Source organism: Massilia sp. TWR1-2-2 (genome assembly GCF_049897565.1).
GTDB lineage: Bacteria > Pseudomonadota > Gammaproteobacteria > Burkholderiales > Burkholderiaceae_D > JAFCUW01.
The window spans coordinates 190802-206178 of the sequence record NZ_JAFCWM010000001.1; the positions used below are offsets into that span (position 1 = coordinate 190802).

Sequence of the window (15377 nt, forward strand, 5' to 3'; positions counted from 1 at the left end):
CAGGAAGTGAACAATGAATGCATCGAACGACTTCAATGAATGGGACGGCAAGGTATTCTCAGGTGGATGGGGAGTGTCCGGGGGCGGGACCGCGCCCGTGGTCGAACCGGCGACGCAGCAGGTGCTGGCGCAGGTGGGCATCGGCAGCGCCGAGGATGTCAATCGCGCCGCGCAAATCGCCACTGAGGCGCAGCCCGCATGGGCGGCGGTCCCGTTCGACCGCCGCGCCAAGATCATGCGCGATGCCGCCTTTCTGGTTCAGCAGCGGGCGGCGGAGTTCAACTTGTGGAATATCCGCGAGTGCGGTTCGATCCCCGCCAAGGCGGAGTGGGAACTGGGTGCGACTTGCGAGCAGATGCTGATGGCAGCTGCCTTGCCGATGCAGCCGGACGGTCTTTCCTTTCCGTCGGCAATGCCTGGTCGCCGCAACCTATGGCGCCAGGTGCCGATCGGCGTGATCGGCGTAATCTCACCGTGGAACTTCCCTCTGTTGCTGGCCATGCGTTCGGTTGCGCCGGCGCTTGCTCTTGGCAATGCGGTGATCCTCAAGCCGGATCAGCAAAGCGCGGTCTGCGGCGGCCTGCTGATCGCCAAGGCCTTCGAGGATGCCGGCCTGCCCGCTGGCGTGCTGCATGTGATCCCTGGCGGGCCGGCGACGGGCGACGCGCTGGTCAAGCATCCGGACGTCGGCATGATCTCGTTCACCGGCTCGACCGCCGTCGGCCGCATGATCGGCCAGACGTGCGGATACATGTTGAAGAAGGTCGCGCTCGAGCTCGGGGGCAACAACGCCATCATCGTGCTCGATGACGCCGACGTCGATGCCGCCAGTTCCAGTGGCGCCTGGGGCTCGTTCCTGCACCAAGGGCAAATTTGCATGCAAACCGGGCGCCACCTGGTGCACCGCTCGGTCGCAGCGCAGTATGCCGAGAAACTGGCGGCGCGCGCGGAAAAACTGCACGTCGGCGATCCGCATATCAGCCAGGTGCACCTGGGGCCGCTGATCAACCGCAAGCAGTGTGACCGTGTGCACGGCATCGTCGAAGAATCGCTGCGGGCCGGCGCCAGGGCGCTGACCGGGGCCAGCCACCACGATCTGTTCTATCGGCCGACCGTGCTGGTCGATGTCACGCCCGATATGGCCGCATTCAAGGAGGAGCTGTTTGGTCCGGTGGCGCCGGTGACGGTTTTCGATGACGACGACGAAGCGGTCGAACTGGTCAACCGGTCGGCGTACGGCCTGTGCGCTGCAATTCATACTCGCTCGGTGTCGCGCGGCATCGCCATTTCTCAGCGACTCAAAACCGGCATGGTTCATATCAACGACCAGACCGTCAATAGCGAGTTCCATGTGCCTTTCGGCGGCATGGGATCGTCCAGCAATGGCGGCCGCTTCGGCGGTCCCGCCAATGTCCATGAGTTCACGCAGAGTCAGTGGCTAAGCGTCATGGACCAGCCGATCTTGTATCCGTTCTAGCCATTACCCATAACATAAAAATCAGGAGACACGATTCATGCACTGCACGCACAAACGCACTTCATCGGCTGCCAGGCTTCGTATGGCATTCGCGCTGGCCGGCCTGATCGCAGCTGGTTCCGGCGCAAGCGCTGCCGAAATCGCCACGGATCCCGGTGACTACGCCGCTTTACCGCCGGGTCTCAACCTGGCGATCATCTACTATCAACATGCCGAACGAAACGCGTATTACTCGGGCGGCGCCAGAACCCAGGGGCCGTTCAAACTGGTCACCGATATTGGCCTGGCGCGCTTCGTGCACTTCATGAAAGTAGGCGACTTTGTCGTCGACCCGCAAATCATCGTCCCATTCGGCAAGGTCAACCTGCGCTCGCCGTTCGGGCCCTTGACGCCAGTCTCAGCAAGCGGTGTCGGCGATCCCCTGGTCAGCGGAACGGCGTGGCTGCTCAATCGCCAGGAGCAGAAGCAATGGTGGGGGATCTCCGCCTTCGTCTCGGTGCCGGCCGGCAGTTACGACGCTGCCCGGGGACCGGTCAACGTCGGGGAAAATCGCTGGAAGGGCATTTTTCAATCCGCCTACGTAACGGCGCTGGGGAAAAACTTCATGCTCGATGCCATCGCAGAGTATGCGACTTACGGCGAAAACAGTAATTTCCTCGGACTCAGGAAGCAGCAGGACGCCAGCTACGGGATCCATCGCACCTGCGCTACGTCGTTTCGCCGGCGACCTCCGTGGCCCTGTCGTACTATCACGACTTCGGTGGCGAAAGCCGGCTGAACGACGCCGCGCAAAACGACCGCATGAACAACGGCCGCTGGCAGATAGGCATCGCCTCGTTCGTCACCTCCACTATGCAGTTGCAGCTGCAAGCCGGCAAGGCGTCGAAGACGGAAAATGGCGCGCGCGAGTCGAACCGGGCGAACTTCAGGCTGGTCAGCGTGTTGTAGTTGTGTGGCTGGCGGCCTGGGCTGGAAGAAAGTCAGGTCGCCGGCCGCTTAGCCGCCGATGCAAGGTCGAACGGCTTATGCCTAGTTGATGCGCTGCCAACGTGATGTTACCGTTACATTGAGCTAGTGCGCGGTGCACGACTTCTATTTCAAGCGCCTTCAGGGATGTGGGTTGCCGACCCTTCTGCTCGTCCCCTGATTCGCTTGGAAGGGAAGTGGGGAGCCGTTTTGCCAAACGCACCGCGTCGGGGAGGTGTTCGAGCGCAATGGGTTCGTCTGCGCTGGCCATTGCCTTTGCAAAGCGCAAGGCGTGACGCAGCTCGCGGGTGTTGCCGGGCCAGTCGTACGCGACTAGCGCCGCACGAAGATCCCACCCGCATCGCTCGTCGACGATGCCTTCATTACGCAGCAGCACGTCAATGAGCGCTGACAGGTCTGTTCTCTGGCGAAGGGGCGGAATACACAAGCGCAGACCATGCAGTCGAAAGTACAGATCGCTCCTGAACGTATTCTTCCGCACCATGTCGTCCAAGTCCTGGTGGGTAGCGCTGATGAGCTGGAAGTCGAGTTTCCGGGGTGAGCTCTCGCCGAGTCGGGTCACCTCCCGGCTCTCGAGCACGCGCAAAAGTCGTGTTTGCATGTCATAGGGCATATCGCCTATTTCGTCGAGAAATAAGGTGCCGCCGTGCGCTTCCTCGATCTTGCCGCGGGCGCCGCCTCGGCGCGCCCCGGTGTAGGCGCCGTCCGCATAGCCGAACAACTCTCCTTCAATCAGGTCCCTCGGAATCGCACCGCAGTTGATTGCCACGAAATTGCCGCCGCCGCCGGTACTGAGGGCATGCAACGCGCGCGCGGCAACTTCTTTGCCAGTACCCGTTTCACCCTGCAGCAGGATTGGCAAGCGGGCCCCCAGCGCGCGCGTGGCCTTTTCCAGCGCTGCGTGAATACCGGCATCGCCAAATTGTGCCAGCGGAGTTCGCTTGCCGATACCGTCCGGCTTTGCCGCGCGTGCAGCCGATACCTGCTTGCGCTGAACCATCAGCGTGCGCGCGAATACGCGCAGGCCCGATTGCAGCGTCAGCGGAAAGTAATGGGGCGCCGCGATCGCGTCATCGATGAACCGTTCGTACACGCCATGAAACAGGTCCTGAAAGCGCATGTGCGCCAGCTGCGTACCGCGGCCAAAAAACCCATGCGCGGAGCGGCTGGCTGCATTTACCTCGCCGTCCGCGCCGAAGGCCAGGATCGCAGGCGCAAACCAGGCCGATGCGTCCATGCTCCAGCTTAACGCCACTGAAATATGCGCTGGCGTTTGCAGGAATAGCGCAGTCTCGATCGCGGCGGCGCAGTCGCGTATCAGCGACAATGCGCCGAATTGCGGTGCGGCCGTGTCACGCGTGATGTCGATCGAACCGGCCAGGACCCCGTCGGGAGCGTAGATCGGCGCCGCGACGCATTGAAATGACTGGTTCTGCGAGAAAAAGTGCTCAGGGCCGAGAATACCAATGGGACGGCCTTCCGCCATCGCCGTGGCCATGGCGTTGGTGGCGACTGCCGCCTCAGACAGATCCACACCCGGACGCAGAGCCTGGCGAAGCATCTTCCCGCAACTGTCGATCGGCCCGTTGACGGCAACGCAACAACCAGCCCGGTCAGTCAGGAGAATGCCGTAGCCAGCACCGCTGATGGCGCCGGCCAGGCGGATCATCGCCGGTTCAGCGGCGACGATCAGTTGACGGTTTCGCTCAACTGCTTCAATGACGTCGCTGCGCTGTACGTGGTTAAATTCGATGGCTTCGTTCGCATCGCGACCACGCTCTGCGCAGCGCTGCCATGATCGCCAGACGGCATCCTGCACCAAGCCTTTCGGCGTCGTACCGTCTGAAAAAAACAGTTTGCGGGCCTGCTCCACGCTGACAGGATTTGTCGTAATGTCCACTTTGTACCCCTTTTCCAGGCCCGGCAATCAGGACGAGAGTCGAGCGATGTCGCTACTCAGGCGTTCGCCGATCACCAGCTGCTGATCGAGGGCCGCGCCGACCTGCCGTACGATCAGAACGCGCTGTTTTGCGCCCGCGACGATTTCTTCCATCGCCAGCAGCGCCAGTTCGGCGCGACGGGCGCCCTCGTGCGCGTTGGTCAGCGTAGTCTCGGCCTCGGCAATGGCATTGTGCGACGACTGTTTGAGCTGGTCCGCAATCACGCCAATCTCTTTGCCCGAGACGCGCGATCGTTCGGCCAGGTGCCGAACTTCGGCGGCGACGACCGCAAACCCGCGTCCGGCGGCCCCGGCGCGGGCCGCTTCGATGGCGGCGTTCAACGCGAGCAGGTTGGTCTGATTGGCGATGCTTTGAATCGTTTCGACCAGTTCGCTGATCATCGCCGATTGCCTGGATAATGCATGATTGGTCTGGAAAGAACGTTCAAGATATTGGGCGACAATACTGATCGACGTGGCAGTTTGTTGCACAGCGTCGGTGCCACGGACGACGCTTTCGCCCGAGGTCTTGGCCACAGCACCGGCCCGTGCCATGTCGTTAATGGCCTGGCGGATTGAGCCGAGCAATTGATTCACATGCGCTTCGCACAGTCCGGTATCGATCGGGGCCGTCATGTCGGCATCTGCATCGATCAAGGCCGGTGGCGCAATAGATTCCTCCGCACACGCGTGTGTTTCTTTCCGGTGGCTGAACAGTGACAGCGCTTTGCTTAAGGATTTCATCCAATCTCCTAGACGCCGAGATAGCGCGCCAGTTTGTCCGGCGCCGCCAGCAGTGCGGCCGAGGAGCCGGCTTCGACGACTTTGCCTTTTTCCAGCACGATCGCCATGTCGGTATGCGACAGCACCGCGTGGTAGTTGCGGTCGACAATCAGGGTGCTGATGCCGGTCTCCCCGATCAGCCTGATGACGCGCCAGATCTCCTGCACGATCAGCGGCGCCAGGCCTTCGGTCGCTTCATCGAGGATCAGCAGGTCGGGGTTTGTCATCAGCGCGCGGCCGATCGCCAGCATCTGCTGCTCGCCGCCGGACAGCTGCTGGCCGCCGTGGTCGAGCCGCTCGGCCAGCCGGGGAAAGGTGGCCATTACGCGCTCGAAGTCCCAGTCGTCGCGCCCTTGCGGACCGCGCCGCGCGCTCATCATCAGGTTTTCGCGCACTGAAAGGTTGGGGAAGATGCCGCGGCCTTCAGGCACGTAGCCGATGCCGCGGCGCGCCATGCGCTCGGGGCTGGCGCCAGTGCAGTCCTGGCCGCGCCAGGCCAGCGTGCCGGACGCCGCCGGCACGAACCCCATCAGCGACCGGATCAGCGTGGTCTTGCCCATGCCGTTGCGCCCGAGTAGGCCGACCGCCTTGCCGTGCGCGATGTCGAGATCGATGCCGTGCAGGATATGGCTGTCGCCGTAGTAAGTGTGGAGAGATCGGATCTCAAGCATGATGTGCTTTCTGGTCGTGCGATTCGCCCAGGTAGGCAAGCCTGACCTCGGGGCTGGTACGGATGTTGTCGGGCGTGTCGGTGGCGATCACGCGGCCGTTCACCATCACGGTGATGCGGTCGGCGACACGAAACACCGCGTCCATGTCGTGCTCGACGAGCAGAATTGCGTGGTTCGCTTTCAGCCGTTCGAGCATTGCCAGCATCCGTTCGGTTTCCTCGGCGCCCATGCCCGCGAGTGGCTCGTCGAGCAGCAGCACGGCCGGCGCGGTCGCCAGGCACATGGCGATTTCCAGCTGTCGCTGCTGGCCATGGCTGATGGCGCCGGCAATGCGATGCGCCGATTCGGCCAACCCGGCCGTTTCGAGGGACTCCCAGGCGCGTTCGACACTTGCGCGGCAGGTGCTGGCCGCCTGCCACAGCGTCCACGGTTTCTGCACCGCCGCCTGGGCGGCCAGGCGGCAGTTTTCGAGCAGTGTGAACGTGGTAAAAATGGTGGTGCGCTGGTAGCTGCGCCCGATTCCCTCGCGTGCGCGGCGTGCCTGGCTCCAGCCGGTGATGGGCGTGCCGCGCAGTCGGATCTCGCCATCGGAGGGAGGCATCTCGCCCGACAACATGTTGATGAGGGTCGATTTTCCGGCGCCATTGGTGCCGATCACGGCGTGTACTTCGCCCAGGTGCAGCGCCACCGACACCTCGTCGACAGCGGCCAGGCCGCCGAAGCGCCGGCTTAGCGACGCGGCCTCCAGCAGCGGGGTGGCATTCGGCCTGGCGCTCATGAAACGTCTCCTTCGACATGCGCGCGGCGGCGCGCCTTCCACTGGGCGACCGTGCCGATCAACCCGTTGGGCATGAAGGCGACGAACAGGATCATCGTCAGTCCCAGCGTCAGTTGCCAGTGCTTGGCCGCCGGACCGAGGATTGCTTCGGACGAGTACAGCTCCTTGAGCAGGATGAAGGCCACTGCGCCCAGTACCGCGCCGCGCAGGCTGCCAAGGCCGCCAAGGATGATCATCAGCAAAACGGCGCCCGACTCGTGCCACGACAACAGCTCAGGGTTGACGGCGCCGTTGCGGCTCGCCGTCAGGAAGCCGGCCGCGCCGGCCAGCATGGCGGCGATGACGAATGCCGCCAGCTTGTAGGCGTAGGTGTTGTAGCCGGTGGCGCGCATGCGCTGTTCGTTGGCGCGGATGCCGGCCAGCGCGTGGCCGAAGCGTGAACGCTGGATCAGCACCAGCAGGGCGTAGCAGCCGGCAAGGCAGGCAATCACCAGCCAGTACATGTGCAGCGGCTTTTCAAGGTCGACCAGCACCTGGCTACCGGTCTTCAGCAAAGGGCGCACGGCAAGGAAGATGCCGTCGCTGCCGCCGCCGATCTTGGTGTCGTGGAAAACGAAATATGCCATCTGGGCGAAGGCCAGCGTGACCATGATGAAGTAGACCCCCTTGGTGCGCAGGCTGAGCGCACCGACCACCAGCGCATAGGCGCCGGCGGCCAGCATCGCCAGCGCCAGCAACACGGCGAGCGAACCGGGGTCGTATTCAGGCGACGCCAGCACGGTAATGTATGCGCCGATGCCGTAGAAGGCGGCGTGCCCAAGGCTGATCAGGCCGGTCCAGCCGACCAGCAGTTCCAGGCTCAGCGCGAAAATGGCGTAGATGGCGATCTTCAGCACCAGTTCCTGCAAATAGGGCGACAGCACCAGTGGCAGCGCCGCCAGTACCGCCACCACCAGCAGCGGCCACCAGGCACCCAGCGCCGGTGCGCGGGGCGCCGCCGTGCGGGCCGGGTTCAGCGTTGAAATGTTCATGACTTAATAACCTTTGCTTTTCAGGCCCTGCGGACGCCAGATCAGGATCAGCGCCATCAACACGTAAATACTCAGTCCGCTCACCTGCGCGAACAGCACCTTGCCGAAGGTGTCGACGAAGCCCACCAGCAGCGAGGCGATCAGGGCGCCGGAAATCGATCCGATGCCGCCGATGACCACCACCACGAAGCAGATGATCAGCACCTGGCCGCCCATGCCGGGGTAGACCGACGTCATCGGGGCGGCGATCATGCCGGCCAGCGCCGCCAGCGCGACACCGGCGGCGAACACGATCCGGTACAGCAGGCCGATATTGATGCCGAGGCCGCGCACCATGTCGCGGTTGCTGGCGCCGGCGCGGATCATCATGCCGAGCCGGGTGCGGTTGACCACCCAGTAAAGGCCGACGGCGACGAGCAGGCAGGCACCCGAGGCGAACAGGTTGTAGACGGGGTAGGTCATCAGGTCGCCAAGCGCGACACTGCCGGACAGCCACGGCGGGGCCGTGACGCCGTGCACTTCATTGCCGGCCAGAAGGGCGCGCACTTCCTCGAACACCAGGATCAGCGCGTACGTCATCAGGACCTGCTGCAGGTGGTCACGCTGGTACAGGTAGCTGAAAAAGACCCATTCGAGCACGAAGCCGAGTATCGCGGCCAGTACGACACCAGCGAGCAGCTGCAGCAGGAACTGGTCGCCGAACAGGGGCGCGAGCGACCAGGCCATGTAGGCGCCGATCATGTAGAAGCTGCCGTGCGCCAGGTTGATGACGCCCATGATGCCGAAGATGAGGGTGAGGCCGCTGGCAACCAGGAACAGCAGCAGCCCGTACTGCACGGCATTGAGGCATTGCGCGAGAAACGTCGAGAATTCCATGATGGTTCCAGAAGGCGGGGAGGGCGGAGCGCGGAGTCGGAAGCAGGCGCGGCCGCTTGTGGCCGGCGCCCGGGAACAGGTCGCGGCAGCGTCTTACATCCGGCACCCGCGCGCCGGGTCGGCCAGCGCTTTCATGGCGACACCCTTGAACTCATTGTTGTTGCCCTTTACCTGGCGCAGGTAGACGTCCTGGACCGGGTTGTGCGATGGCGACATGCGGAACTTCCCCCGCGGGCTGTCGATCATCGCGCTCGCCATGCCGGCAATGACCTTGTCCTGCTTGGCGATGTCGCCGCCGGCCGCCTTCAGGCCGGCGTGCAGCATCTGGGCCGCATCATAGCCCTGCACCGCGTACACGTCCGCGTTGAGCTTGTACGATTTGGCGAAACTGAGGCGGAACGCATTGTCGCGCGGGGTGTTCAGGTTATCGGCGTAGTGCAGCGTGGTCAGCATGCCTTGCGCCGCCGGTCCCTGGGCTTCCAGCGTGCCGTCGGTCAGGAAGCCGGGGCCGTACAGCGGCATGGTCTTGTTCAGCCCCGCGGCGGCATAGTCCTTGACAAACTTGACGGCGCCGCCGCCGGCAAAGAATGCGTACACCGCATCGGGCTTGTCGGCCGCGATCTGGGTCAGCAGGGCCTGGAACTCGACGTTCGGGAACGGCAGGTTCAGGCTCTGCGAGACCTTGCCGCCGGCTTTTTCGAACCCTTCGGTGAACGCCGCCACCGATTCGTTGCCGAAGGCATAGTTCCAGGTGATGGTCGCAATTTTCTTGTGGCCGCGCTGCGCCGCTACCTGGCCCATCGCATAGCCCGACTGCCAGCTCGAAAACGAGCTGCGAAAGATGTTCTTCGCGCACATCGTGCCGGTGATGGCGTTGGCGCCACCGTTCGGCACGATCAGCAAGGTGCCGGTTTCCTTGGCCACCTTGGCCATCGCCAGTGCCACGCCGGAGTGCACGGTGCCCACCACGACGTCGACCTGGTCGCGCTTGATCAGTTTGTTGATGTTGTCGGTGGCCTTCGAAGGATCCGACTCGTCGTCGACCTTCGAATAGGCGATCTCGCGCCCTTCCAGCTTGCCGCCCTGTTCGGCCACGTACAGCTTGAAGCCGTTCTCGATCATGGTGCCCAGATTGGCGAAAGTGCCGGTGGCCGGCAGCATCAGGCCGACCTTGACCGGCGCGGTCTGGGCGGCGGCCTGACCGGCGAACAGCATGGCCGCGATGGCGACGGCGGTGAGGCGGGGATTACGGAACGGCGTGCTCATGGTTGTCTCCAATGTGGTTTTTTTACTGGCTGGTGTTACGGGTGTGGCTGGTGATGAAGTTTCCTGCTATCCGGCTCAGCTCTGCTGGCTGATCGCGGTGCGGCGAGTGACCGCAATGGGCCAGCACCGCCACCTGCGCGCCGGGCACGATGCGGCCGATGGCGTGCACTTGTTCGAGGGTGCCGTATTCGTCGTCCTCGCCCTGGATCGCCAGCAGCGGGCAGCCAATGTCGTCCAGCTCGCGCTCGATATTCCAGTCGCGGAAGGCGGGATCGAGCCAGATGTCGTTCCAGCCCCAAAAGGCGGAATCGACATCGGCGTGGTGTTGCGCCAGCCGGGCGCGCAGGCCGTCTTCGAGGTACGCTGCGCGGGCAGCGGCGATGTTGGTGATCGTCACCTGCTCGACGAAAAGGTGGGGCGCCACGGCGACCACGCCGCCGACCTGGTGCGGATAGTGCGCCGCATGGAGCAATGCGATCGAGCCGCCGTCGCTGTGGCCGAACAGCCAGGGCCGTTCGATGCCGAGCGCGGCGAACAACGCCGGCAGCACTTCAAAGGCCTGGCGATGCATGAAGTCCTGACCCCAGCGCTCATCGGCCGGGCGCGCAGTCGAATTCCCGTAGCCGTAACGGGAGAACACCAGTCCGCGCAATCCGTGCGCTGCGCAAAACTGGCGCGGGAAGTCCTTCCACATGGCCAGCGATCCGAGGCCCTCGTGGAGAAAAACCACTATCGGGTGCGCCGACACATCGGCGCCGACCCATGCGTATTCGATATCGAGCGGGGCGCCCTGCCAGTCGATTTGTACAGTTGCGCTCATCAGGACGGGCTCCGCAGCCGGAAGCGCTGGATCTTGCCGGTGGCCGTTTTTGGCAGCTCGGCGAGGAAGATCACTTCGCGCGGATATTTGTGCGGCGCCATGCGCGCCTTGACCCAGGCCTGCAGCTCCTGCGCCAGCGCCGCACTGCCTTCGATTCCGGCGCTGACGACATACGCGGTGGTGCGAGTCAGGCCCTGCGCATCGAGCATGCCGACCACCGCGCATTCGCGCACCGCGTCGTGGGTCATCAGCACCGCTTCGACCTCGATCGGCGAAACGTACTGGCCGCTCACCTTGAGCATGTCGTCGGCGCGGCCGGCATAGGTGTAGTAGCCGTCGGCGTCGACGACGTACTTGTCGCCGCTGCGGGTCCATTCGCCGAGGAAGGTGGCCTCGCTCTTGGCGCGGTTGTTCCAGTACATCAGCGCCGAACTTGGTCCGCGGATGTACAGGTCGCCGATCTCGCCCGCAGCGACCCGGGTGCCGTCTTCACCGCGCAGTTCCACCTCGTAGCCCGGCACCGGCTTGCCGGTGGCGCCGTAGCGGATATCGGCCGGCTGATTTGACAGGAAGATGTGCAGCATCTCGGTCGATCCCAGGCCATCGAGGATGTCGCAGCCAAAGTGGTCCCGGAAGCGCTCGCCGATATTGCGCGGTAGCGCCTCGCCGGCCGACGTACAGATGCGCAGGCGGCAGTCGGCCCTGGCCGGCAGGCACTCCGACGCCAGCAGGCCAACGTACAGCGTCGGCACGCCGCAAAAAATAGTCGGCTGGTTGCGCACCAGGCGCTCGCACACCGCCTGTGGCGTCGGCCGCTCGGCCATCAGGATGGTGGTGGCGCCGGCGTACAGCGGGAAAGTGAGGGCGTTGCCCAGGCCATAGGCGAAAAACAGCTTGGCGACCGAGAAAACGGTGTCGTCTTCGCGCATGCCGAGCACGCCCGCGGCGTACAGTTCCGCGGTCCAGAACAGATTCGCGTGCGAGTGCACCGTGCCTTTCGGGCGCCCGGTCGAGCCTGACGAATACAGCCAGAACGCGAATTGGTCGGCCGCGGTATCGGCCGCCGTCGCCAGCGGCGCATCGTTGAGCAGCTGGTCGAAGCTGAGCACCGCGGCGGGCAGGGTGTCGATGCTGCCGGCCGCCACCAGGGGCACGGCCACGCCAGCGATCGAGATCGCTTCGAGCACGCCGGGCAGCAGCGCAGCCGAGGCGATGACGGCGCGGGCGCCGCTGTCGGCCAGCATATACGCATGGTCGGCCGGCGGCAGCAGCGTGTTGACCGGCACCGGCACCACGCCGGCCAGCAGCGCGCCGAGAAATGCGATCGGCAGGTCGACACTGTCCTGCATCACCAGCAATACCCGTTCTTCCGGATGAATGCCCAGGGCCAGCAGGCCGGCGGCGCAGGCGCGGGCGCGCCGTTCCAGTTCGGCGTAACTCAGTTCGCCGGTGTCGTCGACGTAGGCCGTCTTTGCCGGCCGGGTGGCGTTACGTTCGAAGATGCATTGGGCAAAGTTAAATCGCGCCGGCACCTGCAGGGTCGGATGTTCCATTCTGTCTCCTTGTGCCGCTTGTACGTGCGCGGCTTATTGGGTCTAGCTGTTCCAGCGGGTGGCATTTTGCGGCAGGTGCTGCAACGTCGCAGCGGAAGCCTGGAGCGCGGTACGCCGGTGATAAAAGCCCAAGGCGCGCATGCCGCCCAGCTCTTCTCCGCCGCCGGCGCGGCCCGGTCCGCCGTGCACAGAGGCCGGCATCACGTTGCCATGCCCGGTGTGGGTCTTGCCGACATCGGCGCTGACCAGGTGCACCCGGCCGTGCGAGCCGGCCAGTTCGGTGGCCGCCCGCGCCATCCACGCATGGTCGCCGCTGAACACCGACGCCACCAGAGAGCCGTGGCCGCGGTGCGCCAGCGCCAGCGCGTGGGCGCCGTCGCGGTAACCGAGCAGGGTGGAGACGGGTCCGAAAACCTCGTGTTCGTTGACCAGCTTCGCCTGTTCGCCTTCGCGCACGCCGAGCAGCGTCGGCGCCACGCAGCAGGCGACCGCCGGATCGGCGTCGACCGGCTCGCGCCCGGCGCCTGAATGCAGCAGCTCCGCTTCACCGCGCAACGTGGCCAGGCCCGACTGGACCGACTCGAACTGCTCGCGGCTCACCAGTGCGCCCATGCGGACATCAAGGTTGCGCGGATTGCCGACCGTGACCTGCGCCAGCTTTGCGCTTACCGCCTCGGCCACCGCGTCGTAGCAGGCCGCCGGCACCAGCGCACGCCGCACGGCGGTGCAGCGCTGACCGCTCTTGGTGGTCATCTCGCGCACCAGTTCATTGACATACAGGTCGAATTCCGCGCTGCCCGGTATGGCGTCAGGGCCAAGGATCGAGCAGTTCAGGCTGTCCGCTTCGATATTGGCGCGCACTGAATTACGCGCCACGGCGCGGTGCGAGCGCACCAAGGCCGCGGTGTCGGCCGAGCCGGTGAACGAGAGCACGTCGAACGGGCCGAGGGCGTCCATCAGGCCGGCCGAGCTGCCGCAGACAATCGACAGCGCACCAGCTGGCAGCAAGCCGGAGGCGAGCACGTCGGCCACCATGCGATGGGTCAGCCAGGCGGTTACGGTGGCCGGCTTGATCACCACGGGCACGCCGGAGAGCAGGGCAGGCGCCGCCTTTTCCCAGAAACCCCAGGCCGGGAAATTGAAGGCGTTGATGAACAGCGCCAGGCCGCGCACCGGCGCCAGCACGTGCTGCGACTGGAACAACTGGTCTTTCGACAGCATCGCCGGGCTGCCGTCGAGCAGCAAGCTGCTGCTGTCGAGGGTGGCGCCAATCTTGGCGTAGTAGCCGAGCGTGAAACAGGCGCCCTCGATATCGACGGCCGAGTCGGCCTTGGTGGTGCCGGAGTTGGCCAACGAGATGTCGTAATACGCTTCGCGGTTTGCCTGCAGTACCTTGACCACTTCGCCGAGCATGGCGGCGCGCTGGCCGTAGCTCATCGCCTGCAGTGCGGGGGCGCCGTGGCTGCGCGCAAAGTCGAAGCCGGCGGCAAGGCCGTCAGCGGGGCCACCCACCTGTGCCAGCGCGGCGCCGGTCACCGGGTCGAGCAAGGTGGTGGTGGCGGACGTTGCGCCCTGCCAGGCGCCGCCGAGGTAGTTGTTCAGGTAGGGAATCATGCCGGCACCGCGGCGAAGTCGATGGCGCCGTTCGGCAGCAGGTACAGCACCAGCGCGCGCCCGGCGGTGACGGTGGGCCGGTGCGCGCTGCCCGCTTCGTAGACGCACCAGCCGGCGGGGTAGTTGTCGAAACTGGCGGCGGGCGTCAGTGGAATGATCAGGTCGATTTCGCCGTTGGGGTGGGCGTGGTGCGGGCCGGCGATGTCTTCCATGTCGACGACGTCGACGCTGAAACCGTGGGTGGCGTCGGTTGCCTTCAGCGCGCGGCCATAGCGGATGCCGCCGCCTTCGCGGTTGCACAGCCATCCTTCCTTGACGCCGGTGCGGCAGGCGGCGGCGAGCGCCTCGTAAGTGTCGCTGCCGGGACCATGTTCGGCGTTCAGGTGGGCCTCGAGCGACGCGTCGAGCGGTGCGCCGGCAATTTCGCCGGTGACGCGGGCAACCAGAGTTTGAAAGGCATTGACATCCATCTAAAGTTCTCCACGCGGGTTGGAAACGGCAGCCAGCAGGTAGAATATCCCCGGCGCTTACTTATAGTGCATCTTGAATCGAGTATAGATGCAATATCTTGCTTAAGTCAAGAACATGATTCATAATATATTTCATCCGATTGAGCGATTTCCAAAACATATGGCAGATTTAGTTGATCAAGAGAAGGATCCCTTCCTTATCGCATTGGGAGCGCGGCTCAAGAGTCTGCGCGGGCGGCGCGGCCTGACGCGCAAGGCGCTGTCGCAGCTCGCCGATGTGTCGGAGCGCCATGTCGCCAACGTCGAGTCGGGCGTCGGCAACGCGTCGATCATGTTCTTGCGCCAGCTGGCCCAGGTGCTCAATTGCACGTTGGCCGAGATGATCGGCGACGAGACCGCGTCGTCGCCGGAATGGCTGATGATCCGGGAGATTTTGCGCGGCCGGCCGGACGAGGAGCTGAGCAAGGCGCGCACCGCGTTGGCCGGGATGTTCGAGACGCCGACCAGCGATTCGGCGCGGCGCCAGCGCGTCGCGCTGATCGGCTTGCGCGGCGCCGGCAAGTCGTCGCTCGGCCAGATGCTGGCCGATCACTGGATGGTGCCGTTCATCGAATTGAGCCGCCAGATCGAGGCGATGGCCGGCTGCAGCATCGCCGAGATCCATGCGCTGTATGGCCCGAATGCCTACCGGCGTTACGAGCGCCGCGCCCTCGAAGAGACGGTCCGAAACTTCCCGCGCGCCGTGATCGCCACGCCTGGCGGGGTAGTGTCGGACCCCGCAACGTTCAACTTGTTGCTGTCGCACTGCTATACAGTATGGTTGAAAGCATCCCCGGAAGAGCATATGGGGCGCGTGGTGGCGCAGGGCGATACCCGTCCGATGTCCGGTAACAAGGAAGCGATGGAAGATCTCAAGCAGATCCTCGAAAGCCGCGCCCAGTTCTACTCGAAAGCCGACCAGACGTTCGACACCACCGAAATGACGCAGGAGGCAAGCTTCGTCGGCCTGCTCGACAATTTGCGTAGTTCGGTCCTCAAGCAGGACAAGTCTTTCTTTTAGTGAACCCTGCGCGGCGGCGATCGCTGCCGCGCGCATCCATCTCCCTCGCCTC

Annotated in this window: 15 protein-coding genes; 4 read left to right on the forward strand and 11 right to left on the reverse strand. The window is 64.5% G+C overall.

The window, feature by feature from the left end:
- Positions 1 to 13 precede the first annotated feature (13 nt).
- The 3 genes from ACP7DD_RS01020 (at position 14) to ACP7DD_RS01030 (ending at position 2425) form a co-directional block, all read left to right on the forward strand.
- Positions 14 to 1477: a benzaldehyde dehydrogenase gene (locus ACP7DD_RS01020; RefSeq protein ID WP_426172821.1), complete on the forward strand. Its 1464-nt coding sequence runs from the start codon at positions 14 to 16 to the stop codon at positions 1475 to 1477.
- Between the two features lie 82 nt (positions 1478 to 1559).
- Positions 1560 to 2255 carry a transporter gene (locus tag ACP7DD_RS01025; RefSeq protein ID WP_426172822.1) on the forward strand — a complete coding sequence of 232 codons (696 nt, stop codon included), beginning with the start codon at positions 1560 to 1562 and terminating at the stop codon, positions 2253 to 2255.
- Positions 2210 to 2425, forward strand: a complete 216-nt coding sequence (locus ACP7DD_RS01030; RefSeq protein ID WP_426172823.1) for a hypothetical protein — start codon at positions 2210 to 2212, stop codon at positions 2423 to 2425. Before ACP7DD_RS01025 ends, ACP7DD_RS01030 begins: the two co-directional genes overlap by 46 nt.
- Here the strand turns inward: ACP7DD_RS01030 and ACP7DD_RS01035 are convergent.
- From ACP7DD_RS01035 to ACP7DD_RS01085, 11 genes are all read right to left on the reverse strand, one after another.
- Complete coding sequence (locus tag ACP7DD_RS01035) at positions 2412 to 4364, reverse strand: sigma-54-dependent Fis family transcriptional regulator (protein ID WP_426172824.1); 1953 nt, start codon at positions 4362 to 4364, stop codon at positions 2412 to 2414. The two genes, ACP7DD_RS01030 and ACP7DD_RS01035, sit on opposite strands and share 14 nt — an antisense overlap.
- Positions 4365 to 4391: 27 nt before the next feature.
- The gene (locus ACP7DD_RS01040; RefSeq protein ID WP_426172825.1) at positions 4392 to 5147 is read right to left on the reverse strand and encodes a methyl-accepting chemotaxis protein; all 756 of its coding nucleotides are present in this window, start codon (positions 5145 to 5147) and stop codon (positions 4392 to 4394) included.
- Positions 5148 to 5155: 8 nt separating this feature from the next.
- Positions 5156 to 5857: an ABC transporter ATP-binding protein gene (locus ACP7DD_RS01045; protein ID WP_426172826.1), complete on the reverse strand. Its 702-nt coding sequence runs from the start codon at positions 5855 to 5857 to the stop codon at positions 5156 to 5158.
- Entirely contained in the window at positions 5850 to 6635 is a 786-nt protein-coding gene (locus ACP7DD_RS01050) for an ABC transporter ATP-binding protein (protein WP_426172827.1), read from the reverse strand. Before ACP7DD_RS01050 ends, ACP7DD_RS01045 begins: the two co-directional genes overlap by 8 nt.
- Positions 6632 to 7666 (reverse strand): branched-chain amino acid ABC transporter permease, encoded by a 1035-nt coding sequence (locus ACP7DD_RS01055; protein ID WP_426172828.1) that lies wholly within the window; start codon positions 7664 to 7666, stop codon positions 6632 to 6634. Before ACP7DD_RS01055 ends, ACP7DD_RS01050 begins: the two co-directional genes overlap by 4 nt.
- A 3-nt stretch (positions 7667 to 7669) precedes the next feature.
- Positions 7670 to 8542, reverse strand: a complete 873-nt coding sequence (locus ACP7DD_RS01060) for a branched-chain amino acid ABC transporter permease (protein ID WP_426172829.1) — start codon at positions 8540 to 8542, stop codon at positions 7670 to 7672.
- Between the two features lie 93 nt (positions 8543 to 8635).
- On the reverse strand, positions 8636 to 9808 hold the full coding sequence (locus ACP7DD_RS01065; RefSeq protein WP_426172830.1) for an ABC transporter substrate-binding protein: 1173 nt from the start codon (positions 9806 to 9808) through the stop codon (positions 8636 to 8638).
- 22 nt (positions 9809 to 9830) lie between these two features.
- Positions 9831 to 10628, reverse strand: a complete 798-nt coding sequence (locus ACP7DD_RS01070; RefSeq protein WP_426172831.1) for an alpha/beta fold hydrolase — start codon at positions 10626 to 10628, stop codon at positions 9831 to 9833.
- Entirely contained in the window at positions 10628 to 12181 is a 1554-nt protein-coding gene (locus ACP7DD_RS01075) for a benzoate-CoA ligase family protein (RefSeq protein WP_426172832.1), read from the reverse strand. The genes ACP7DD_RS01070 and ACP7DD_RS01075 overlap by 1 nt, the downstream gene beginning before the upstream one ends.
- A 42-nt stretch (positions 12182 to 12223) precedes the next feature.
- Positions 12224 to 13795 carry a 3,4-dehydroadipyl-CoA semialdehyde dehydrogenase gene (locus tag ACP7DD_RS01080; protein WP_426172833.1) on the reverse strand — a complete coding sequence of 524 codons (1572 nt, stop codon included), beginning with the start codon at positions 13793 to 13795 and terminating at the stop codon, positions 12224 to 12226.
- Positions 13792 to 14265 (reverse strand): DUF4863 family protein, encoded by a 474-nt coding sequence (locus ACP7DD_RS01085; protein WP_426172834.1) that lies wholly within the window; start codon positions 14263 to 14265, stop codon positions 13792 to 13794. The genes ACP7DD_RS01080 and ACP7DD_RS01085 overlap by 4 nt, the downstream gene beginning before the upstream one ends.
- 160 nt (positions 14266 to 14425) lie before the next feature.
- Between ACP7DD_RS01085 and ACP7DD_RS01090 the strand changes: the two genes are divergently transcribed.
- Positions 14426 to 15325, forward strand: a complete 900-nt coding sequence (locus tag ACP7DD_RS01090; RefSeq protein ID WP_426172835.1) for a helix-turn-helix transcriptional regulator — start codon at positions 14426 to 14428, stop codon at positions 15323 to 15325.
- Positions 15326 to 15377: the final 52 nt, after the last annotated feature.